This window comes from Gemmatimonas sp. (assembly GCF_046594945.1).
Classification (GTDB): domain Bacteria; phylum Gemmatimonadota; class Gemmatimonadetes; order Gemmatimonadales; family Gemmatimonadaceae; genus Gemmatimonas.
This window is the reverse complement of the sequence record NZ_JBKJRB010000152.1, coordinates 1-24005: the sequence shown is the minus strand read 5'-3', so window position 1 is coordinate 24005 and position 24005 is coordinate 1. Positions and strand designations below refer to the sequence as shown.

General features: G+C 64.2%; 11 protein-coding genes. 3 read left to right on the top strand and 8 right to left on the bottom strand.

The window, feature by feature from the left end; genetic code table 11:
* Window positions 1-9: 9 nt before the first annotated feature.
* Window positions 10-978 (bottom strand): acetyl-CoA carboxylase carboxyltransferase subunit alpha, encoded by a 969-nt coding sequence (locus ACLL97_RS18080; protein ID WP_411281877.1) that lies wholly within the window; start codon window positions 976-978, stop codon window positions 10-12.
* Between the two features lie 30 nt (window positions 979-1008).
* A complete protein-coding gene (gene dnaE / locus ACLL97_RS18075) occupies window positions 1009-5796 on the bottom strand; it encodes a DNA polymerase III subunit alpha (RefSeq protein WP_411281876.1) in 4788 nt (1595 codons plus the stop codon).
* A gap of 9 nt (window positions 5797-5805) precedes the next feature.
* Here dnaE and ACLL97_RS18070 point away from each other — a divergent pair, with 9 nt between their 5' ends.
* On the top strand, window positions 5806-6918 hold the full coding sequence (locus ACLL97_RS18070; RefSeq protein ID WP_411281875.1) for an aminopeptidase: 1113 nt from the start codon (window positions 5806-5808) through the stop codon (window positions 6916-6918).
* Between the two features lie 19 nt (window positions 6919-6937).
* Here the strand turns inward: ACLL97_RS18070 and ACLL97_RS18065 are convergent, their stop codons facing one another.
* The gene (locus ACLL97_RS18065; RefSeq protein WP_411281874.1) at window positions 6938-9814 is read right to left on the bottom strand and encodes a M16 family metallopeptidase; all 2877 of its coding nucleotides are present in this window, start codon (window positions 9812-9814) and stop codon (window positions 6938-6940) included.
* Window positions 9815-9950: 136 nt separating this feature from the next.
* Window positions 9951-12050, bottom strand: coding sequence for an ATP-dependent helicase (locus ACLL97_RS18060; protein WP_411281873.1), 2100 nt, complete (start codon window positions 12048-12050; stop codon window positions 9951-9953).
* Window positions 12051-12659: 609 nt separating this feature from the next.
* Here ACLL97_RS18060 and ACLL97_RS18055 point away from each other — a divergent pair.
* Both ACLL97_RS18055 and ACLL97_RS18050 read left to right on the top strand, forming a co-directional pair.
* The gene (locus ACLL97_RS18055) at window positions 12660-16130 is read left to right on the top strand and encodes a beta strand repeat-containing protein (RefSeq protein ID WP_411281872.1); all 3471 of its coding nucleotides are present in this window, start codon (window positions 12660-12662) and stop codon (window positions 16128-16130) included.
* A gap of 102 nt (window positions 16131-16232) precedes the next feature.
* The gene (locus ACLL97_RS18050; RefSeq protein WP_411281871.1) at window positions 16233-16685 is read left to right on the top strand and encodes a hypothetical protein; all 453 of its coding nucleotides are present in this window, start codon (window positions 16233-16235) and stop codon (window positions 16683-16685) included.
* A gap of 105 nt (window positions 16686-16790) precedes the next feature.
* Here ACLL97_RS18050 and lipB read toward each other — a convergent pair whose 3' ends face one another.
* The 4 genes from lipB to ACLL97_RS18030 form a co-directional block, all read right to left on the bottom strand.
* Window positions 16791-17492 (bottom strand): lipoyl(octanoyl) transferase LipB, encoded by a 702-nt coding sequence (gene lipB / locus ACLL97_RS18045; protein ID WP_411281870.1) that lies wholly within the window; start codon window positions 17490-17492, stop codon window positions 16791-16793.
* Window positions 17493-17573: 81 nt separating this feature from the next.
* Complete coding sequence (gene lpdA / locus ACLL97_RS18040) at window positions 17574-18977, bottom strand: dihydrolipoyl dehydrogenase (RefSeq protein ID WP_411281869.1); 1404 nt, start codon at window positions 18975-18977, stop codon at window positions 17574-17576.
* Between the two features lie 182 nt (window positions 18978-19159).
* Window positions 19160-22645, bottom strand: coding sequence for a hypothetical protein (locus ACLL97_RS18035; RefSeq protein WP_411281868.1), 3486 nt, complete (start codon window positions 22643-22645; stop codon window positions 19160-19162).
* A 184-nt stretch (window positions 22646-22829) separates the two neighbouring features.
* Window positions 22830-24005: dihydrolipoamide acetyltransferase family protein (locus ACLL97_RS18030; RefSeq protein ID WP_411281867.1), on the bottom strand; the 1176-nt coding region annotated here is incomplete at its 5' end.

The window sequence follows — 24005 nt, the reverse complement described above, 5'->3', positions numbered from 1 at the left end:
ACGTGAAAGCTACTCGGTAAACTGCCCCATGCGCAGGAACTTCTCACGTCGGCGACGCACGAGTTTATCCGGCTTCAGGCGACGCAGTTCCTCGAGGTTCCGCACGAGGCTGTCGCGAAGGTTGTTGGCGGTCGTGGGGTGATCCGAATGGGCGCCGCCAACCGGCTCCGGAACGATTTCGTCAATCACGCGCAGCTCGATGAGATCGGGGGCCGTGACTCGCAACGCAGTAGCCGCTTTTTCTCGCATTTCCGGGCTCTTGCCGTCCTTCCAGAGAATGGCCGCGCAGCCTTCAACGGAAATCGTGGAGTAAATGGAATTCTCCAGCATCAGGACGCGATCAGCGACGCCGAGCGCCAGCGCGCCGCCGGACCCACCTTCGCCGATCACGGTGGCAATGATCGGCACCTGCAGATTGCTCATCTCCAGCAGGTTACGGGCAATTGCTTCACTCTGGCCGCGTTCTTCCGCGCCCAAGCCGGGCCAGGCGCCCGGCGTATCGATGAAGGTGAGCACCGGCACCTGGAACTTCTCGGCGAGCTTCATGAGGCGCAGCGCCTTCCGGTAGCCTTCGGGGTGCGGCATGCCGAAATTGCGGCGCAAATTCTCCTTCGTGTCGCGGCCGCGCTCGTGTCCGATCAGCATCACGGTCTCGCCTTCGAGACGCGCCCAGCCCGCGAGGATCGCCGCGTCTTCACGAAATAGCCGATCTCCGTGTAGTTCGAGGAAGTCGGTGAACGCGAGCTTGATGTAGTCCGACGTGAACGGACGGCGCGAGATGCGGGCCACCTGCACGCGCTGCAACGGCGTCAGCTTCTGATAGATCTCGACGCGCAGCTCGCTGAGCTTCTTCTGAAGCGGCGCCAACTCTTGGGCGACATCCAGCGATCGTTCAGAAGCGAATCGTTTCAGCTCCTCGATCTGCTTTTCGAGCTCCGCCAGAGGACGCTCGAACTCGAGAACCGGGGCAGCAGCCATGACAATCCTGGAAAAGGGACGCCGCGCTGATTAGCTGCCGGCGCGCACGAGGCGCACACGATCAGCGCCAAGCAGCGCGCGAAGATCGGATAAAATGGCGGGCGACGCCGCCACGGTGAGCGACTTCGACCGGAAGCGAATGGTGCGCCCGGTCCCGTCATCCCATCGCAGTTCGAGCGGAGCCGAGCCCTCATGGGCCTCGACACTCGCCCGCACGTCGTCCATCACGCCGGGAGCAAGATCAAGCGCCCGACTCAGGTCGATTGCAACCGCCAGCTCACCGTTGACTCGCACTTCCGCGAAGCGCGTGACCGTGTCGACGATGAACGTGGCATTCTCGACGCCCTGATCCTTCCGCGAATAGCCACCCTTGAGCAGGAGCGGCACATCGGGCCGGACACGGTCGGCGATCACCGCCCACGCCTCCGGGAAGACCAGTACTTCGGAAGATCCGGAAAAATCCTCAACTGTCAACCGGGCGAACTCGGCGCCCGACCGTTTGGAAATCTGCTTCTTGATCGCCGTGATCACCACACCGATCGTGACCGCGTCGCCCGTCCAGTTGCCCAACTGGGCCACGGTGCTACTGGCAAACAGTTCGCACTCTGTTCGGTACGGCTCGAGTGGATGCCCAGAAATGTAGAAGCCCAGCAGCTCCTTCTCACGAGTGAGCCGCTCACTTTCGCTCCACACCGGCACGGAGGGGAGGGGGGGAGGCGATCCGGCGTTGCCCGAGCCCGCGGCCTCGCTGTCGTCAGCACCCAGCAGATCGCCGAACAGCGACACCTGACCCTTGGCCGCTTCTTCCTGACGGAGCGACGCCTCATTGATGGCATGATCGAGCGCCATCAGCAGCTGCGCCCGATGTCCGCCTAGCCCGTCGCAGGCACCGGCGGCGATCAGTGCTTCGAACACGCGCTTGTTGCAGACGCGGAGATCGACGCGCGAACAAAGATCGTACAGTGACGTGAACGGGCCTTCAGCTCTGGCTGCGATCAGTGAGTCGATGGCACCGCGACCCACGTTTCGGATGGCGCCCAATCCGAAGCGCACCCGCTTGTCTCCCACCACGGTGAAGCGCCACCCCGACTCGTTGACGTCGGGCGCGAGCACCTCGATCTGCATTTCACGCGCTTCAGCGATGTACTTGATGACTTCTTCGGTTTTCCCGATGTTCGACGACAGCAACGCCGCCATGAACTCGGCCGGGTAGTGCGCCTTCAGGAAGGCCGTGTGGTACGCGACGACGGAGTAGGCTACGCTGTGGCTATTGTGAACGATGATGTCGTTCGCCACGAAATTGTGCGTGTCGGCAATCTCGAGGTCGTACGTACGCTGCTCGCCCGCCGGCTCAATCGAGACGACCCGATCCCAAAGCACATCGTTCGATCCGAGTCGCTGTACTGACGCATCGCCGAAATACGTGGCGAGACGATTGACCACGCCGCGCGTGCAGCCGATTGTTTTCGGGTTCGTCCCACTCGGATACAGATCGCGTGAAGACACATCGGCGCCAGTTTCTACGTCGGCCCAGCGCTCGCCGCGCCGATCTTTGGCAGCTCTGGCGAGCGCTCGTACGGCGCCGACCGGGACCAGATCCTTGGACGCGGCGGCCTCGACCGGCAACGGCATCGCCACCATGGCCGCACGCTTCGCCGGAGCAACGAGGTGGCGGCCCACGCGCTCGGCGAAGGGGCGCAGATTCTCGACGCCCGTTACAAACACCTGATACCCAACGCGCGGTCCGCGCGGATATGCGAAGGTAACTGAGCGAATGCGGCCGAGAATTCCGAGCCGCAGCAGCAAGTGTTGCACCTGGTGAGCTAATCGCTTCGACGACGTGGCGTAGTACGCCGACGCGTCGGTAGGGTTCACATGCCCGTCGCCGTCCCACATGCGTCCAAGCAACAGGCCAATCTGCTCGTCGCAGAGCGTGAACGCACTCGCTGGCACTTCCTTGTTCGTGGCCGTCTTGCCCAGCAGATCCACGCTGCGAGCCCACTCGAAGATGCCGTTCGGCGCCTTGCGGTCGACGCGACCCGTATAGACGGACGCCGTATTCTTGTGCGTGGTACGGGTACAACGGACGTTCGCAAATGACTCGGCGGCGGAAATGAAATCCGCGACGGCGGCCTCATCCTGATTGGAGTAGTACACGCCGGTGGGATGCCCGAGGTTGCCCTCCGCGAGCAAGTGCCCAAGTGCAATCACCTCGTGGGCGGCCCATTCAGTGCGTGCTCCCGACGGCAACGAACGCGGCACCGCGATGTGCTCGCCAACGGCAACTGATTCGAGATGGCGCCACCCATCGATCAGCAACAGCGGGTGATTGCCCGTGGCGATGATCTCACGCCCCGATTCCGTGCGCACGCGGAACACGGCCTTGATGCCATTGTCCATGACATCCAACACGCGCCCGTGACTTAGTCGAAGCGTGTCGATGTCACATGTCGCCACGCTATCCAGTTTCTCTCGCCCTTCGAAGACATCAGCGATTCGCACCAGGCGACCGGTCGACGCGTCAAAGATCTCTGTGTCGCCAACCAGACACTTGTTGAATCCATAGCGGCCGAACGTTTCGATCTGGCCCGAGAGCTCATCGATGATCTTCGGATCGTAGCCCTTCGCGACGGCCTTCGTCACGAACTTGCCGAGCTCCTTCTTGATCAGCTCCGAGTCTTTCTTGCCGACGGCCTTTCGCAGTACGTCTGCTTCAGCTAGCGAGATGCCCGCGAGCACCTGCGCCAGACGCATCACCTGTTCCTGATAGGTGATGACGCCATAGGTGTTGGACAGAATCGGCTCGAGCTCGGGCAGTGCGTACACCGTGGGCTCTTCGCCACGTTTGCGCTTGATGTACACGTTGTGCATGCCCGCATCGAGCGGACCCGGGCGCAGCAGCGCGTTCGATGCGACCAAGTCGTCGAATCGGTCACAGCGCATGCGCTTGAGCACGTCGGTCGCGAGCGGCGATTCAAACTGGAACACCCCGCCGGTTCGGCCGGCACGCAGCAGTTGATACGTCTTCTCGTCGGTGAAGCCGCGCTCTTCGAGCACGACGGTCACGCCACTGCGCTGCTTGATGCTGGCCAGCGTGTCGCTGATCACCGTCAGCGTCGTCAGTCCAAGGAAGTCCATCTTGAGCATGCCGGCTTTTTCGAGCGCCGTCATGTCGTACTGCGTCACGATCACGCGTTCGTCATCGCCACCGCCGCCCGCACCCTTGGAGGCCTGCGTGCAGATCGGTACGAATTCGTCGAGCGGGCCCGGCGCGATCACGACGCCGGCCGCGTGTACACCGGTATGGCGAGAAAGCCCTTCCAGTGAAATCGCGAAGTCCAGCAGCTGCTTGTAGCGCGGCTCGTTCTGATAGAACGCCTTGACTTCCGGTACCTGCTCGATCGCCTCCTTGACCGTCAGCGAAAAGTTCGGCGCATTCGGAATCAGCTTGGCCAACGCGTCCGTTTCGCCCGGGGTGAAGCCAAGCGTACGGCCGACGTCCTTCACGGCGGCGCGTGACTTCATGGTGCCGAACGTGACGATCTGACCGACCGAATCCTTGCCGTACTTTTGCCGCACGTACTCGATTACTTCGCCGCGCCGCTCGAAGCAGAAGTCGACGTCGACGTCGGGCATCGAGACGCGTTCAGGATTCAGGAAGCGTTCGAAGAGCAGATCGAACTCGAGCGGGCACACGTCGGTGATGCGAGTTGCATACGCCACCAGCGATCCGGCTGCCGATCCGCGTCCCGGCCCCACCGGGATGCCACGGTCGCGCGCCGCCTTGATGAAGTCAGCGGTGATCAGGAAGTAGCCGGCGTACCCAGTCTTCGTGATGACGCCCAATTCGTAGTCGAGCCGCTCCTGCACGTTCGCGGGCAGCGGATCACCGTACCGTACCTTCGCACCGTCGGTCGCGAGCCGTACGAGGTATTCGTTCTCGGTCTCGACGCCGGGAGGCAGCGGGAACGACGGCACGTAGTACTGCTTCGCGAACTGCACGTCCACCGAATCCGCGATCGCCAGCGTGTTCGTGAGTACATCTTCGCGCCCCGGGAAGAACGGACGGATCTCGTTGGCCGGCTTGAAGTACAACCCGTCGTCGTACTTCATGCGATCGCGATCGTTGCGATCCTTGCCGAGGCCGATGCAGAGCAGCACGTCGTGCGCGTCGTGATCCTCGTGCTTCAGGAAGTGCGCGTCGTTCGTGGCGATCACGGGTAACCCCAGCTCGTCACCCAGCGACAGGATCTTGGCGTTGAGTTTCGCCTGTCCTTCGCTCGTATGCGCCTGCACCTCAAGGTAGTAGCGGTCCTTGAACAGCTCGGCATACCACGCGGCGGCCTCGCGTGCCGCATCCATGCGGTCGGCCATGAGGTGGCCGGCCACTTCGCCGGCCAGGCATGCCGAGGACACGATCAATCCCTCGGAGTACTTGGCCAGCAGTTCGCGGTCGATGCGCGGCTTCGTGTAGAAGCCTTCGGTGTATCCCAACGACGACAGCTTGACCAGATTCTTGTAACCCACCAGATCTCGGGCGAGCAGGACGAGGTGGTAGTACGGCTTTTGACCCGGCCCGGGTCGTCCTCGCATGCGACGGTCGCCCGGCGCCACGTAGGCTTCCATCCCCATGATGGGCTTCACGCCCGCCTTGCGTGCTTTCTCCTGGAAATCCCAGGCAGCATGCATGTTACCATGATCGGTGACCGCCAGCGCCGGCATTTCATAATGCTGTGCGCGTTTGATCAGATCATCGATACGATTCGCGCCGTCGAGGAGCGAATACTCTGAGTGGCAGTGCAGATGAACGAACGACATGGACCGAGAATGATAGCCGAGCAGGGCGACCAGCAACACGGGATTGACAAGCGCGGCCGGATGCCGCACTGGCGGATCTCATGGCGATCGTTGCGCCGCGTCACGGGTGCGACCGCCGTATTGCTGGCGATCGTGCTCGGGATTACCCCCACGGGGTGCTACATCTCCCGTGCCGCCTTCGAGGAGGCGCGGATCCTGTCGAGACGTCAGCCCATTACGAACCTGGTGGCCGATTCGACGACCGATCCGGTGCTGCGTGCCAAGCTCGGTCTGGTGCAAGAGGCGCGTCGCTTCGCCATCGACTCGCTCGCGCTCAAGGCGGGCAAGAGTTTCACCGCGTTCTCTCGCCTCGACCGCGACACGCTGGTGTTGGTGGTTTCCGCCGCCTATCGCGACCGACTTAAGCGGAAAACGTGGTGGTTCCCTGTCGTGGGACGCTTTCCCTACAAGGGCTTTTTCGACTTCCCCGGCGCGTTGCGTACCGCCGACGCGTTGCGCCGCGACGGCTTCGACGTGACCGTCGGCCCCTCATCGGCCTTCAGCACTCTCGGCTGGTTCAATGATCCCCTCGTCAGCACCACCGTGAGGGCGGATTCGGTGACGCTAGTCAACACGATCATTCACGAACTGCTCCACAACACGTTCTTCGCCAAAGGGCAGGTGTCGTTCAACGAGTCCTTCGCCACGTTCGTGGGCGGGCGCGGCGTCGAGCATTTTTTCCGCGCGCGCGGCGACTCGGTTTCGCTCCGCCGCGCGGAAGACGATTGGCACGACGACCTGCTGCTCGGGGCGTTCTGGGAGCGCACCTCGAACGACATCGAGCGGGTGTTCGAGTCACTCCCCGACAGTGCCCGCACGGAGCGTATCGCTGCCCGTGACACGGTGTACGCACGCGCGCGCGCCCGACTGGAGGACAGTATCGGTCCGCAGCTCCGCACTTATCCGGCTGGCTGGGCGCAGACGGTGAAGCTGAATAACGCCGTGTTGCTTTCGCGCCGTGTGTATGCGGACGGCCTCGATCGGTTCGACTCGGTGTATGTGGCCGAGGGACGTGACTTGAAGCGGGCCATCCAGCGCATCATTGCGACTCACCAGGATTCGGTGAGCCGCAACAAGCGCTGAACACGGACCGTGTGTGGTGCTACTTGCTTTCCGGCAGCAAAACGAACCGCGCGCGATTGGTTTCCGTGAGGTACGTCTTCGCCGCCGCCGCCAGCTTCTCGGCGGTCAGCCCAGCAATCATCGGGTCGTCATTGCCGATGGTGCCGAGATCGTCGCCGTTCTCCAAACGACTGCGGATCGTACTCAGCCAGTAGCCGTTCTGCTTTCGAGCCACTTCGAGTTCGCGACGCTGCTGCTCGCGCACGCGTTCCACTTCCGCCGCACTCGGCGGCACGCGTCGGAGTGAATCGATCTCCTGCTTCACCGCGGCAAACATCGATTCCGCCTTCTCTGGCGCCGAGCCGTAGCTGATCACGAGCTGCCATTCCTGGCGGGGGGTGCGCGAATACTGCGCGTTCACCGACACGGAATACGTGCCGCCCAGCGATTCGCGGAGGCGGTCCAACAGGCGCATTTCGAGCACCTCGCCGAGCGATGACAGCAGATAGGCGTTTTCGCGGCTCCAGGGAGCTGCGCCGGCCATCAAAATTGCCGTCTGGCTCTGCGGCGCGATGCCCTTCCGTACCGTCTTGTCGATTTGGCCCGCGAACAGCTTCGGGCCAACATCCTTGAACGCTTCCTTGCGACCGGCAACTGGCAACGGCGCGAGCCACTGCTCCACCAAGGGCTTCAACACGGCGAGGTCCACGTTCCCGACGAACAGGAAGGTGAAGTCGCTTAAGTCAGCGAAGCGATCGCGATAGATGGCCAGCATTTCGTCGAGGTTGAGCTCTTTGAGCATCTCGGCAGAGAGCGGTCGCACCCGCGGGTGACCGCCGGCGAGCGTCATCTGCACGGTGTCGCTGAACACGGCCGCCGGGTTGGCATCCTTGTTCTTGAGCACCTGATCGAATTGCTGCAACAGCGCCTTGAACGCCGACGTGTCCGCTCGTGGCGACGTGAGACGCAACCACGTGAGTTGCATCATCGTCTCGAGATCCTTCGGCGAGGCGCGACCACTCACGCCTTCGCTGAGATCCGAAATGACGGCCGAGGCAGAGGCCACCTTGCCGGTGAGCTTCTTGTTCAAGTCGATGATGGAATAGTCGCCGACTCCGCCGCGTTCAATCACAGTGGTCGCCAATGACGTTTTGAACACGTCCTTGTCGGCCACGAGACTGGCGCCGCCTGGACTCCATCCCGTCATCACGATCTGGTCGGCGGTAAAATCGGTGGGCTTGACGAACACCTTGATGCCGTTCGACAACGTCCATTCCGTGAGGTTGAGCGATTCGGTTTTCCGTTCGCTCACCACGCGTCCGGCCGTCGGTGCCTTCGCCACCAGGGCGCCCGCCGTGACCGTTTCCACCCACGGCGCGATCGTGGCGGTGTTCACCTTGCCGAACACGGCGCGGATATCGGCCGCGGTCGGTACCGTGAGACCGTCCTTTTCGGGAAGGCTGACGGTCACCACGCGATTCGACTCACCGACGCGGCTGGCGCCCAGTGCATTCACTTCGGCAAGCGTGACGGTGGGCAGCAGATGCTGCATTGCCGCGTACTCGAACGCGATCCCGGGAATTGCTTCGCCCTGCAGGAAGTTGTCGATGTACTCGTCGACGAACGCCCCCGACGGCGTCTTGTCGCGCTCCTGGTAGGCGCGTTCGTATCCACGCAGGGTGTTGATCTTCGCGCGCTCGAGTTCTGTAGGCAGAAACCCGTGTCGACGCACGCGCTCCGCTTCGACGAGCAGCGCCTGCAGCGATTCCAGCAACTGCCCCTCCTTCGCGCGCGCGTCGAGCGAGTAGTACTCGCTGTTGCGTACGAAGCTGCCGCCGCCCGCACCGGCGCCGACGAACGGCGACTCGGGTTTGAGGGCGAGCTCTCCGAATCGTTGATTCAACATCTGATCATAGAGACGCTCCAGCAGATCCTGCCGAAGATCGCCCACGGTGCGGGTGGTGCGGCCTTGGCTTTTCCACAGCACACCGACCGACGAGCCACTGAGTTCCTTGTCGGTGGCGATCGAGATCAGCGTGGAGTCGTGCCTGGGCACGGCGGCGATCGTGCGGGCGCGGGCGCCCTTGCGCGGCGCGATTCCGCCGAAGGTGGAACGGATGAGCGCTTCGAGCTTCTTCGGGTCAGCATCACCGACGGCCATGACGGCCATGAGATCGGGACGATACCAGTCGCGCCAGAAACGCCTGAGCGGCGCCGGGGTCGCCCCTTCGAGAATTTCCGGCTTGCCGATGGGCAACCGCTCGGCGTAGCGCGAGCCGCGGAAGATCACGGGGAACTGCTTGTCGCGAAGCCGCTCGCCGGCCCCGAGCCCGTTGCGCCACTCCGACAGCACCACGCCGCGCTCAGCCACCACTTCGGTGGAGTCGAACAGGATGCCGGTGGCTACATCGCCCAAGAAGCGAAAGCTCTTCTCGAGAATGCCGGCGCTGTCCGTTGGAACGGGTAGGATGTAGACCGTTTCGTCGAAACTGGTGAACGCATTCAGGTCGGCACCGAAGCGCACACCGATCGACTCGAGATACTTGACGATATCGTTCTTCGCGAAGGACTTCGTGCCATTGAACGCCATGTGCTCGATGAAGTGCGCCAGACCGCGCTGATCCTCGTCTTCCAGAATGGAACCGGCATTGACCACCAGTCGCAGCTCGGCTCGCTGTTCCGGCTTCGCATTGCGTCGGATGTAATAGCGGATGCCGTTGGGCAACGTGCCGATGCGTACGGCGGCATCAACCGGCAAGGCCGCTTGCAGGGCAAAGGAGTCCGTGGATGCTTTTGAGGCCACTTTTGCCGACGCGGACTTTGGGGCCGGCTTTTTGGCCGTGGCCTGGGCATCGGCGGCGGTGGCGGTCATTACCGCCACGATCGCGGCGACCGACAGATTGCTGAACAAACTCATACAAATCCTCGTCAAGGTGGCAGGTGCAGCAACTGTGGCCGCGTCAGCGAACACCATCGAAAGGTAGCGGGCCACCGACCGGCAAAAACCGTATCGCTGGCTGTACTTCGCGTCTCGTCGCGTCCTTCGCGAGGCCTCACGCGCTCGGGAAGCGTCCCCTCAGCAACGCGCGCAAGTCGAGCGGCGGCGCATCGCCTCGGAGGGCGGGCAGGGCGGGGGGCAGCTCTTCGCCCACGGTGACGCGTTGCATCGACGAGCGTACCCCAGGATCAAGAAAACGGGATAGCTGACTGTACGCGAAGTCGGCGCCGGTGCGGGTGGCATAGCTGTGCAACGGATACGTGACGAAGAGTTGGTCGCGTGCCCGGGTCATGGCCACGTACAGCAGGCGACGTTCTTCATCGATCTGCGCGTCGTCGTTGGCTGATCGCGCCATCGGGAACACGCCGTCGGAGGCGTGAATGACGAATACCGCATCCCATTCTTTGCCTTTCGCGGAATGCGCCGTGGAGAGAATCAACGCGTCGTCTTCATCGGTACTACCTACCGCGAGGTCCTGCGTCTTCGACGGTGGCTCGAGCGCGAGTGCCGACAGGAACGTGCTGCGGTCTGGATAGCCGGCCGCGATGACTTCGAGCTGATCGAGATCGGCCATGCGCGGTGGGGCATCGTCGTACGTGGCCTGCAGCATCGGGTCGTACAGATGACGGCAGAGACGGATGGTTTCGGCCGGCGAATGCGGATGGTTGGCGCGTTCCACCCGTCGCATGCCATCCAGAAGCGCGGCCAGCGTTTGCAGGGCGGGGCGTGCGCGTGACGGCGCCTTGGTGGCGCCGAGTGCCATCGACTCCCATGAATGCTGCGCCAGCAGGTCGATGGCGGCACGAGCCGTGGCGTCGCCCACCCCGGGGAGCAAGCGCAACAACCGATACCAGCTCACTTCGTCCCGCGGATTCTCGAGCACGCGAAGAAATGCCAGGATGTCCTTGATATGCGCGGCTTCGAGGAACTTGAGCCCACCCCACTTTTCGTACGGGATGCGCCGGTTGGCGAGTTCGATCTCGAGGTCGGCCGACAGATAGCCGGCGCGAAAGAGCACGGCCATCTCGCGCAGGGGGATGCCTTCCTCGTGCAGCTCGAGCAGGCGATCGACCACGAACGCCGTCTGCGCATGCTCGTCCTTTACCGTCACGAGCCACGGCGCTTCACCGCCAGCGCGCTCGGTCCACAACTGTTTCGAATAGCGCTCGCGACTGCGGGAGATCAGCGCGTTGGTGGTATCGAGAATGGGCGCGGTCGAGCGGTAGTTGCGTTCGAGCGTGACGATCTGCGTGCCGGGGAACTGGTGCGGAAAGTCGAGGATATTGCGGATGGTGGCGCCACGGAACGCATAGATGCTTTGGGCATCGTCGCCGACCACGGTGATCTTGCCGTTTGTGCACAGCGCGCGGAGGATGCGCGACTGCAGGGGATTGGTATCCTGGTACTCATCCACCAGCACGTGATCGTAGAGGGCACGAATCTGCTCGGCGATCGGCGGTGCCTGTTCGAGCAGCAGGGCCCACGAGAGCAGTAGATCGTCGTAGTCGAGGAGATTGCGTTCGGCTTTGCGCTTCACGTAGTCGCCGAAGAGCCGCTCGATGTCGCCGGTCCAGGCGAGGAAGTGCGGCCACTGTTCGCCGAGCAGATCCACGATGGGGCGCTCGGTATTGACGTGTCGCGAATAGATCGACTGGAGCGTTTCGGCGCGCGGGAAGCGCGGGGCCGAGCGCGGGGCGTTCTTGAGATCGGCATAGCCGAGAGCAGCGCGCGAGATACCCATCAGATCGGAGGCATCGGCCTGATCGAGAATGGTGAAATCGGCAGCAAGCCCGGCCGCGGGCCCGAACCGGCGCAGCAGGCGGTGCGCCACGCCATGAAAAGTGCCGCCGTGCACGTGGTGCGAAGCCGAACCGACCAGCCGCTCGCAGCGCCCCAGCATTTCCTGTGAGGCACGCCGGGTAAAGGTGAGGAGGAGGATGCGGCTGGCAGGGACGCCGCGACCTATAAGGTGGGCGACCCGATGAATGAGCGTCCGGGTTTTGCCGGAGCCGGCACCGGCCACGATAAGCAGGGGGGTATCCCCATGGCTGGCGGCGGCGGCCTGAGCGGCGTTAAGAGCGGGCCCCTCCGCCGCGAGTGGGGGAGGGGGGACCACCCGTATTGCGGGGACGTGGATCCGGGGGGGCTCAGCCATCCCGAATTATAGATGCGAGGAGCTGTGACTGCCGAGGATGTGACGTTCGGTAAAGCGGGGACGTCCACTGCCGGGCGTCAGAAGATTCGAGTGGTGACGGGCGTCGCAAAGCGAGAGGGTATGTGGAAAACTGGTGCTTCTCGCCACCGCGAAACAACATTGTGACAGCGGTCGCCGAACACCGGGTGCATTTGCTGCTTGACTAGTGTGGCAGATCACCCCTAGCTTTGGCCGTGATGATGGCGGGAGAAGTGTGCGTATCAGCCTTCGGGCCGACGACGCTCAGTTTTTCCTGCCAATATGTGTCAGGATATGAGTCTGAAACGTGTGAGCAATCGCACGTGCAGGAGTCACGAGGAACCGACGCTTGGGTTGGCGACGCGTGATGCAGGGCCCGCAGGTCAGCAGTTCGGTTCTTCGGGCATCATGGTTTTTACACGACAGGATGTTGATTCGGCCGCTCCCCGAGCCAGGTCCTGCTCCTCTGTAAACGCGCATGATGAAGCGTATGCCAGAGCGGCGCGCGCTTGCCATCGCAAGACGTTGTTGGTGAGGCAACCCACCCTCATTAACGGCAGCTACCTCCACGACCTCGTAAGAGGGGGATGAATGCAACTCTTTTCTCGGAACAAGGCGATCGTTGCCCTGAGCCTTGGCGCCTTGGCGCTGGGTGCTTGCGGCGATGATGTTACGGTGCCTCTGACACCGAACACGCCAATTACGCTCTCCATCACGCCGCCTTCTGCCAGCATGAACGTTGGCGAAGCGGTGAACTTTGCCGTGCAGATCTCGGGTGGCTCGACCACGACGCCCCCGACGCTTGCTAGCTGCACGTCGAGCTCGGCCACGGTTGCTACGGCAGCTGTTGCGGGCTCGTCCTGCCGCGTGACGGCGGTTGCCGCCGGTAACGCGACGGTCACGGCCACGGCGACCACGGGCCAGTCGGCCGCGGCGTCTGTCACGGTCGCTCCGGCGATCATTGGCCTCACGGTGACGCCGTCGGCGGCGTCGCTGCAGGTGAATCAGACGCTCACGCTGATTGCGAGCGTTCAGCCGGCTGGCCGTACGGCCACGTACACCTACGCCACGTCGTCCGCGACGACGGCGTCGGTTTCGACGGCTGGTGTTGTGACGGCGGTGGCGCCGGGTGTTGCCACGATCACGGTGACCGCCACGTCGGGCGGCACGTCGATCAGCCAGGCAGTTGCGATCACGGTGACTGCCCTTCCGACCGGCATTGCCACGCTGAACGTGACGCCGGCTGCCCTGGCGCTTGCGATCGGCAACACGGCGCAGATCGGCGCCAACGCGACGCAGCCCTCGGGCGCGCCGGCGGCCACGATCACCTACACGTCGTCGTCCGCGACGGTCGCGTCGGTCTCGGCCGCTGGTGTCGTGACGGCGAACGCGCCGGGTACGGCCATCATCACCGTGACGGCCGCCTCGGCAGCCAACGCGAACTTCGCGGCGTCGTCGCTCTCGTCGTCGGTTTCCGTGACGGTCGCCGCTCCGGCGAACGTGACGATTGCCAACGTAACGCAGGGTCCGGTTGCTTCGGCGGGTGGCCCGTCCAACACGGGTATCACGTTCTCGGCCAACACGCAGGTCAACCAGCCGGTTGATATCAACAACACGCGCGACCAGATCCAGGTTTCGCTGAACCTGTCGCCAAACGGCCAGGCCATCAACGCGGTCCGCGTCTATGTGTGTGATGCCGCTGGTGCCAATTGTGGCCTGCCGGCCGCTGAGCAGACCTTCACCGGTAGCTCGGCAAACGCTGGCATCGTGCAGCTTTCCATCAACACCGCGGACTTCACCGCCGACTTCGCCACGGGCACGTCGACGATCAAGTACGCGAACGGCCTGCATGTGATCCGCGCCTCGGTCCGCACGGCCGCTGGCACTGAGAACTTTGCCGCGACGAACACGAACGCCATCCTGAACTTCACGAACGTGGACGGCTGGGCTGTGCAGTTCACCAACCCGACCGCCGCGGCGACGCGCACGGTTGCGGGAGTGGCGTTCAACTACTACGGTGGTCCGAACGCCTCCGGCGCCGGCTCGATCCGCTACGTCCCGGTGTTCTACACCGCCGGCCGTACGGTGCAGTCGGCCTCGGTGAACATGTCCAACTTCGGCGCCACCGTGCCCTACTCGGCCACGGCTGCGACGACGTTTGGCAAGAGCGCCACGCTGTACACGATCAACGGCACGGGTTGGGAACATCCCCAGACCAACGCGAGCGATTTCCCGCGCGTTGCGGCCGCGCAGGACAACAGCAACAACGCGGCACCGACCGTGTCGGCGACGACGGGCTACCGCACGTCGATCACCGTCCCGGCTCCGATCGCCATTCGTCTCGACTACGCCAACCCGACCGTCGCCGTTGCTGGCGTCGCGAGTGGCGCGTGGTTCTCGGGCGTGCTGGCCTCGCCGTTCAACTTCGCGACCAACACCACCACCACGGACGCTGGCGTCGGCACGAGCACAGCGACCTTGGCGAACACGTTCACGTACAGCGGCTGCGGCGCAACGGCCGTGGTGCTGAGCCCGACGACGGCTGCCGGCATCCCGGAATGCGCGACCAACTTCACGAACCTCGTGTACACGGTCACGGCAACGGGTAACGACCAGCTCGGCAACACGGGCACGACGACGACGGCGCAGTTCGCCATCGACAACATTGCCCCGATCATCCGCTACTCGGCGGCTGCGGCTGGTTCTGGTACGTCCGCCACGCCGGCGACGCCGGGTCAGGGCCCGGGTTCGGCTCTCGACACGACGACGTACACGGTCCTCGCGAACTCGGTCTTCAGCGCCGCCAGCTTCGTCGCTGTCCCGGCCGCTACGGACACGATCTTCGGTGCCGAGGCGCTCGACGAGCGCTCGGGCCTGAACACGGCCGTGCATTACCTGGCGCGCGCCAACCAGGCGGCCCTCACGGGTTCCTGTGTGGTTGGTACGGCCTTCGCGGCTGTAGACGGTGGTATCGGATCGGCCTTCATCACGGCCCCGAATTGCACGATGGCCCCTGCGGTTATCGGCTTTACGGCAATGGCTGACGGCTTCCGTCCGATCGCCCGTGTCCTCGGTGCGAGCATCGCCACGGAAGGCTATTACACCTACCGCGCGTCGGTCCTCGACCGCGCTGGTAACGCCAGCTTCACGGGCATCCGCCGCGTGCTCCACAGCGCGACGAACCCGACCATCACGGGACTTGGCGTCCCGGGTACGGTCACGGCCGCTGGCCCGAACGCGTTCACGCCGAACTTCACGGAACTGGTCGAAGGTCACTTCACCAACTTCCGCGCTTCGTACACCGGTTTGACCGACGGTACGACCGACGCGAACCTGCTCTTCCCGGCCACGCTGTACAACGCCCGCTTCAATGATGCCATCGGCATCAACGGCAATGTCACGATCGGCACGCCGTTCACGTCGGGCATCAACTACTACACGAACATCGAGCAGACGGATGCAGCTGGTGCATTGGCCGTGGCGAGCAACAACCGCCCGGACACTGTCACGGCGCGCGTTGTCAACGCTGGTGGCCTGAGCACTGGCTTCTATGTCGGCGTGGGTTCTGGTGTCGCACTCCTCTCGGCGAACGTCGGCAACGACACGCAGACGTGGAACGCGGCCAATGCCAACCTGGTCAGCTGGACCCTCGGACAGGGTATCTCGCAGTGGAACGCCCCGGCGACCGGCCTCAAGGCCATCGTTACGGCGAACACGAACCAGATCAACTCGCCGTTCGATCGCGTTGACTTCTACGAGCTCCTCGTGGGCAACTGGCAGTACATCGGCAGCGTAGATGCGAAGATGTCCCCGAGCACGTCGCCGGCTGGCGCGGGCCCGGTGTACATCGCCGACAACGGCGCAACCCGCGTGTGGACGTACCGTCTCACGCAGCCGGTCAACGGTGTCAGCAGCCTGAACACGCCTGCTGCCCTGGGATCGGTCTCTGGTCGCCGCTTCATCGCGGTTGCCACGGGTGGCACGCTCGCGACTCCGACGACCCTCAAGGGCCGTGCGCTGTCGACGAACACTGGTGTTGCTGCTTCGACGTACACTCCGTAATTCGCTCGACCGCATGACGGTGGGGGGGAGGCCTTCGGGCCTCCCCCCCATTTGCGTTTCCGCTTCTTCGACGTATTCTCCGACCTACCCTTTCGTCACGCCATGCACACTCGCTTCGTCAAAACCGCGCGTCTCGCGCTCGCCACTTTCATACTCGCGTCACTGGCGGCCTGCAGCTCCGACCTCGGGTCGGCCAAGATCAAACAGATCCCTAAGGACGGCACGGTCGAGCAGGTCATCGCCGAATTGGGCGACGGACCCCTCAAAGCGCAGCTCCCGGCCGATTCAGTGCGGCTCGTTGGCGGGTTCCGCCGCGAGACCTACATCGCCGGCGGCGGCAAGGTCGACGTGATTTGGTACCGGGAAGAACCCGGCACGCTGGAAGACGTCATCGATAAAACCACCGAAACGCCCGTCGTGCTGAAGGACGGCAAGTTTCAGGGCGGCGGCTGGAGCTACTACGAGGAGTTCGCCTCAAAGGCGGGCATCCCGAATGCCATTCGCGGTCGGGAGCGCCTCGATTCCATCAGCAAGGCGCAATCGGCCGGCAAGTAGCCACGACGGCAAGCCTGCCTAAGGCGTGTGAATCGCGGGCCGTTCTCTCGGAGAGCGGCCCGCGGTTGTGTCCGTGCTGCTTGACTTTGCGCGCTTCGGCCGCCGTCAGAGCAACGTGTCGATATCTTCGAGTGAGATTCGCTTCGCCACGAGTCCAAACACAGATGCCAACCCGTCGGCAACCGCGGCGGATACCTCGCTGAACGACGGCTCCCGAAGGCTCGCCGCCGCGCACTCGCGCCTCACGGTGCTCATCGTCACCTGATCGATGCCGCATGGCACGACGTGATCGAAGGTGGAGAGATCATTCGCCACGTTCAGTGCTACACCATGCCAGGTGACCCAGTCACGGGCATGCACGCCGATGCTGGCCAACTTGCGTTTGCCGGCGGCATCCTCGCGCCAGACGCCGGTGAGGCCGACTACGCGACCGGTTTCGAGATCGAACGTGCGCAGCGCCACGATCACCGACTCCTCGACTTGCCGCAGATACCAGTGCAGATCCTGCTTGTGGCGCTTGAGATCGACGATGGGGTACGCCACGAGCTGGCCGGGCTCGTGGATGGTGACATCTCCGCCTCGCTCCACATCCCGCAGCTCCACGCCGCGCGAGGTGAGATACTCGGGCGTGACCAAAAGATTCCCAGGCTTGGTACCACGCCCCAACGTGACGACCGGCGGGTGCTGCACCAGAATCAGTAGATCCTGATCGAGCGTACCCGCGCTCCGCGCCAACGCCGCGCGCTTTTGCAGACTCCACGCCACGTCGTACGGCGTCAGGCCAAGATCGAGCAGGTACAATTGCATACAAGCAGTATGGAGTACGGGGTACGGAGTAGGGAGTACCCCGTACTCCGTACCCCGTACTCCGTACTCCGTACTTAGCCATTATGCATGCAGCATCTTCCCCATCGAGTCGAGCACGGCCTCGGCGATTGCCTCGCTCAGCGTGGGATGAGCGTGGATCGCGAGGTCGATCTCCTCGACGGTAAACTCGTTCTCGCGAGCGACCACGAGCTCGTGAATGATCTCAGTGGCATGCGCGCCAACGATGTGCGCGCCAAGGATTTCACCGTGCTTGGCGTCGCGAATGATCTTCACGAAGCCATCGGTTTCGCCGCTGGTACGCGCGCGACCGTTGGCCGAAAACGGGAACTTGCCCACCGTGTACTCGAGCTTCTGGTCCTTACACGCCTGCTCGGTGAGTCCGATGCTGGCGACTTCCGGATGACAGTAGGTGCAGCTCGGAATGTTGTTGTAATTCACGAGGTGCGGATGCTCGCCGCCCAGCAGATCGGCCAGCACGTGGCCTTCGCGCGAGCCTTTGTGCGCGAGCATCTGATTGCCGGCCACATCGCCGATCGCGTAGTAGCCCGGGATGTTCGTCTCGAACTTCTCGGTGATCTTCACGAAGCCGCGTTCCGACTTCGCGATACCGACGGCCTCGAGACCGATTCTCTCAACGTTCGGCGCACGGCCGGCCGCCACGAGCACCTTGTCAACTTCCAGCGTGTGCGTGGTACCGCCGGCTTCGACGACCAGCGTGGCGCCCGTCTTCGTCACCTTCGTGCTGGTGATCTTGGCACCGGTGAGGACGTCGATCTTGCGCTTCTTGAAGGCCTTCGCCAACTCGGCGCTGCAATCGGCGTCTTCGATGGGAAGAATCGTAGGCGCGACCTCGACCATCGTGACTTTCGTGCCGAAGGCCGCGAATACGTCGGCGAATTCGACGCCGACGGCACCGGCACCGACCACCACCATGGACGCCGGGGCCTTCTCGGCCACTAGTACGTCGTCGCTGGAGAGCACGATGTTTTTGTCCAGCTCGAGGCCGGCCTGCGGCAAGCCCTTCACGCGAGAACCGGTGGCAACGACGACGGCCTTCTTGGCTTCGTGCGTTTCCTTCTTTCCGTCGGCCAGCGTGACGGTCACCTTCTTCCCCTTTTCGAGGACGCCTTCACCGCGGAGCCACTGCACCTTGTACTTCTTGAACAGGAACTCGACGCCCTTCGAGTTCTGCGCGCTGATGCTGCGCGAGCGCTTCATGGCCGGACCGAAGTCGAGCGTGATCCCGTCGATGGTGATGCCGTGCTCGGCGGCCTTGCCGAGCTTCACCGCGAGGCCTGCGCTCTCGAGCAGCGCCTTAGCCGGGATGCAGCCCCACAGCACGCAGGTGCCGCCGAGCGCTTCACGTTCGATAACGGCCACCTGCATGCCCAGTTGGGCGCAGCGGATGGCGCAGACGTAGCCGGCGGGACCGCCGCCAAGAATGATGACGTCGAACAAAGCCATGATAGTCGGGGATAGACGGGTTCGAGGGACAGCACTGGAAACGTAGCGGAAAACACACCCCGCGTGGGCTCCCACTCGGCCACTCCCCACTCGGCCACTCCCGACTCGGCCACTCCCGACTCGGCCACTCCCGACTCGGCCACTCCCCACTCGGCCACTCCCGACTCGCGACCCCGTACTCCCTACTTCGCCGTTACCGTACGTACGCCGTCCGAGAACACCACCTCAATCGCTCGTCCGCCGGTCACAACCGCATCACCCGAGCGACGCACGAAGCCCATCAGCGCTCCCGTGGACGCGTCGCGCACCACGGCCATCGGGTAGGCCGAGCTGTTCCACGTGACACGCGCGCGACCGCCGGTGGTGCGATCGACCTGCGCCCGCACCTGAGGGGCGACCAGTGTGCCGCCGGTACCCGACGCCATCATCCGGGGGCTGCGACGCGCAACGGATGACAACGGGGAGCGTGCGTCCCGAACCCGGACGGACGCGAGTCGCGCTTCGAGCGTGGTGCTCCAGGGCACGACCACGGCGAACTGCCGTTCATCGGTCGCGGTGGCGTGGTCCACCCGTGGCGCCTCGATCGGAGTGTCGAGCAGCGTCGCGCCGTCGGCGTCCAGTAACTCAAGGCGATGCGACGCCGACGCCGCGCCCGCGCTCGCCGGAGCGCGCACCCGGAACGCCGGCTCGAGCAGGATCTTTCCGTTGACCACACGACCCCACACCAACAATCCCTCGCCTGGCGCGTCGGGCGACGACATGCCGCCGGACGCACTGCGATACTGCATGACGGCAGCCCAGTTGTAGTCGCTGATCCACTGGTTGCCGCAGTAGCCCATGACGTCGGTAAAGGTCGGCGATACGAGCGTGTTGGAGAGACTGTTCCAGCCCCAGTAGTTGATCACGCCGCCCGCGTACGGATAGTTCGTGTCGCCGGTGGTGCCGCAGGGGGCATGAGCCCGGGAGAAATTGTGGCCCCACTCGTGGGCGGCTACCCGATCGCCGCTGGGCAGATAGTCCCAGCCGATCGCCGCGCGTCCGGGCACGTAGCCATAACCCGCGATGCCACTGGTGTACGACACCTTGAGCACGCCGTAATAATGCATCGTGCTCGGCGCGCCATCGGTGGTCCGTAGCGCGTTGATTTCACTGAGGACCGTGAGCCACTGGCTGTTGCCATCGTTGCTCTGGATATCGGTCGCGCTCGACGTGAATGGTGCGCGCACGTCGGAGGAGATGGTATTCAGCGGAAACATGCGCTGCGCCGACGACAGGAAGGACGCTTTGTTGCCCTCGCTCACGTTGCCGGTGAGGGCACCGACCACGATCGGCACGAACCGTATGTTGAACGTCGGCACCGTATTCACGCCGACGCTTTGCGGGGTGCCGTTGGTCGGCCACGTGTTGTCGCTGCGGTCGGCGTCGGTGATCGCCAGCGTTGGATCGAGATCGACCAGCACACGCGTGGTGGGGCGGATATTCGCGCCGGCCACCAGCAGGTTCCACGTCGATGACATGGTGCCTTCGGCGATAGCCGTGCGGACACTCGATTCGGGAGCGCTGATCGTAGCCGTCTGCAGCACCGAGGTGCCGTCGTAAATGCGAACGCGCACGTCGGGACGCGCCGTGTTGGCGGCATTAGCCTGGACGAATACGCGAAGTAGTGCGTCGCGTCCGGCCACCAGAGTGACCGTGTTGTCGAGCTTCTGAATCGCTTGGGTGAGATAGACGTTGGTGATGGCGTAGTTCGCCGCTACCGTCGCCGCATACGAGAAGTTGGCCGTGGCGGTACCGTTCGGTGTGATCGACACCGTCTGCGACGATGGCGACGGCGTGTAGGTCGTGGCGCCACTGACGATCGTGTTGGCCGCGATCGTCCAAGAGCCCACTTCCAGCGATGATACCGTTCCGGCGCCGCTGGAGGTGCGAGATGAGCCGGTGCCGGTGAGGGAATAGGTTGGCGTGACACCGCCCGGGATGCCGCTGGTGGAGATGGTCACGGCGCCGGTGGCGAGCGCATACGACACCGTGGCCGGCGCGGCCACCAGCGAGGCTGACACCGTGACCGACTGCGAGGTGGGCGACGGCACGTACGTGGTGCCGGCCGCGGACACGTTCGCGGCGGTCACGGTGTAACTGCCGGGAGCGAGCAGGGTGAGCGTGGTCGTGCTCGTGACGCTCGGCGAATACCCGCCGGGACCAGTCACGCTGACGCTACCGGCGGCGCCGCCGGGGAGACCGCTCACGACCACCGCGATCGAGCCGGTCGTAATCGTGTACTGCACCGGCAACCGCAATGTGTCGCCGGCGGTGACGATCGTGTCGCGTGAGGTCGGGGTGGGCACGTAGGTCGCGCCACCACTGGTCACGCTGGTCGCACTGAGCCGCCAGCGCCCAGAAGCGGCGGGGCTGACGCGCGTGGTGGCCGTGATCGGCGACGCGTCACCCGACGGGGCCGTCAGCGTGATGTTGGCGGCGGTGCCGTTCGGGAGACCGGATACCGGCACCTCGACCACCGTTGGCACGACCGCGAAAGCGACGTTGATGGTGGTGGTATTCCCGGTGGTGACGGCGAGATTCCAGGTGGCCGTGAGGGGCATGTAGCGCACCCCCGCCACGGTGAGCAGGGCGGCCGACAGGGCATAGCTGCCCGTCGGCAGCGAGTCGAGCGTGGCGGGGGCACTGAGGGCTCGCACGACGCTGTTGCCAGTAAGGGTCATGGCCGGCGCCGCGTCGATGGGCAACCCGCTGGTCGTGACGACCAGGCGGCCCACCTGAGCCGCGTAGGCCACCGTCGCGGGCGCCGCCACCAGCGAGGCGCTCACGGTGACGATGACGGTATCCGCCGCCGGGCGATAGCTGATGCCGCCGGCCGATACGGCGAAGGTGACGAGACGGTACGCACCCGGCGTGAGTTCGGTGAGCGTCGCGGTGGCCGTGAGCGCGCGACTGAAGCCTTCCGGACCGGTTACCTGTACGGCGCCGGGCAGCCCCGAAGGGAGTCCGGTCACGGCCACCGCCAGCGCCCCACTGGATACGGCATAGCGTACCGTGAGTCGCGCGGTATCGCCGTGCAGGACAATCGTGTCGATCACCGGCGGCGACGGCGTGTAGCGAAAGCCTGCTGACAGCAACGTCGCGGACGTGACTTTCCAGCGGCCGGTGTTGGCGGTGGAGAGCAGACGTGAAGTGGTGACGGCGATATCGCTGCCGCCCGGTGCGGACACGGTGATCGGAGCATCCGCACCGCTTGGCACGCCGGAGACGGTGAGGTCAATGGCGGTGGGCAACGGGGCGTACGTGATCGTGGCCGTAGCGGGTGCGGATCCGCTCACGACGGTCACTGCGAACGTGGACGGTGTGGCCGCGTACGTACCGTCGACCGTTCGCACGGGACGTACGGTGACGGTGTGCTGGCCGGCAGGCACATCGACCCAACTCACGGAGCCCGTTGCGGCGCGAGAAAACGCAGCGCCGACAACGGAAATATCAGCATTCACGCCGCTGGGGAGTCCTGTCACCGAAAGACTCAGCACACCCGGTGGAATCGGCGCGGGCGTAGGCGGCGGAGGAGGCGTCGTCGGACCGGCTGGCGAATCGCCGCCGGCGCATGCCGAGAGCAGGGACAGGAAACAGAGAAGCGCGAAGCGCGTGGAGAATCGTCGCATGGACCGGGCGTTGAGGGCTGCACCAAGGACGATCGACAGCGCCAAACGCACCACTGAACTGCAGTCGTGAGTTTTGGGTTTGGGGTTATGAGCGGGGGCTAACGACTCGAAACTCGAACTCGGAACTCGTGACTCACGTGCGTCTCGAGTTCCGAGTCAAAGTTCCGGGGTCATCAGTGTTCAATCAGAACAGCATCATCATCGGGGCTTCGAGCAGTCCCCGTAGCGTCTGCAGGAACTTGGCGCCTACGGCGCCATCGATTACGCGATGATCGCAGCTGAGCGTGACACGCATCCGCTGACGCGGCACGAACTGTCCGTTCTCCCACACCGGCTTCGTTTCCGTTGCTCCGACCGCCAGGATCGCGGCCTCGGGCGGGTTGATGATGGCCGTGAACTGGTCGATGCCGAACATGCCAAGGTTGGACACCGAGAAGGTGCCGCCACTGAACTCGGCGGGCTGCAGTTTCCGTTCACGCGCCTTCTTTGCCAGTTCGCGCGCTTCCTTGCCGATCTGCCCGAGTCCCTTGAGCTGTGCGTCGCGGATCACCGGCACGATCAGTCCGTCGTCGGTCGCTACGGCCATACCAATGTGCGCCGCGCTGAAATAGCGAATGTGATCGGTCATCCAGTGCGCGTTGCACTCGGGGTGACGCGTGAGGGCGATGGCCACGGCTTTGATAATGATGTCGTTGACCGAGACCTTGTACTGATCGCCGTGCGCCACCATCTGCTCGCGCAGCTGTCCCACTTTGGTCATGTCGATTTCCGACGTGAGGTAGAACGTCGGCACGGGGCCGATGGACTCGCTCAGGCGACGCGCGATCGTCTTGCGCATCTGCGTGAGGGCCACGTCGTTGAACTCGCCGTCGATGTGCATCGCCGTGGCGACGGCGGTCGGCGCTGACTTCGACGAGCGGGCCGCGGGTGCGGTACCAGCGGCGGGGGCGTTCGTTGTCGCGACTGGTGTCGCGGCCGCAGCGCCTTCAATGTCGCGACGGATGACGCGGCCACCCGGACCGCTGCCGTGAATCGCACCGATATTCACGCCTTTCTCGGCGGCCATGCGCCGAGCAAGCGGCGAAGAGCGCACGATTCCCGACGGCGCGTCGGCGGTGGGGGCCGCGATCGGCGCTACTGCGGACGCTGCCGCTACGTCGGTGGCTGCCGCTGGTGCCGAGGGTGCTGCTGGTGCTGCTGGTACTGCTGGTGCTGCGGGTGCTGCTGGTGCTGCTGGTGCTGCTGGTGCTGCTGGTGCTGCCGGCACCGGCCGCGTCGACCGCACCAGCAGCACCAGCAGCACCAGCAGCACCAGCAGCACCAGCAGCACCAGCAGTACCAGCAGTACCAGCAGCACCAG

Excerpts from the sequence above, each read along its gene's own strand:
- dnaE (WP_411281876.1), bottom strand. The coding sequence starts at position 5,796 with ATGTCGTTCGTTCATCTGCACTGCCACTCAGAGTATTCGCTCCTCGAC.
- lpdA (WP_411281869.1), bottom strand. The coding sequence starts at position 18,977 with ATGGCTTTGTTCGACGTCATCATTCTTGGCGGCGGTCCCGCCGGCTAC.
- ACLL97_RS18055 (WP_411281872.1), top strand. The coding sequence starts at position 12,660 with ATGCAACTCTTTTCTCGGAACAAGGCGATCGTTGCCCTGAGCCTTGGC.
- ACLL97_RS18035 (WP_411281868.1), bottom strand. The coding sequence starts at position 22,645 with ATGCGACGATTCTCCACGCGCTTCGCGCTTCTCTGTTTCCTGTCCCTG.
- ACLL97_RS18060 (WP_411281873.1), bottom strand. The coding sequence starts at position 12,050 with ATGGCTGAGCCCCCCCGGATCCACGTCCCCGCAATACGGGTGGTCCCC.
- ACLL97_RS18050 (WP_411281871.1), top strand. The coding sequence starts at position 16,233 with ATGCACACTCGCTTCGTCAAAACCGCGCGTCTCGCGCTCGCCACTTTC.
- lipB (WP_411281870.1), bottom strand. The coding sequence starts at position 17,492 with ATGCAATTGTACCTGCTCGATCTTGGCCTGACGCCGTACGACGTGGCG.
- ACLL97_RS18070 (WP_411281875.1), top strand. The coding sequence starts at position 5,806 with ATGATAGCCGAGCAGGGCGACCAGCAACACGGGATTGACAAGCGCGGC.
- ACLL97_RS18080 (WP_411281877.1), bottom strand. The coding sequence starts at position 978 with ATGGCTGCTGCCCCGGTTCTCGAGTTCGAGCGTCCTCTGGCGGAGCTC.
- ACLL97_RS18065 (WP_411281874.1), bottom strand. The coding sequence starts at position 9,814 with ATGAGTTTGTTCAGCAATCTGTCGGTCGCCGCGATCGTGGCGGTAATG.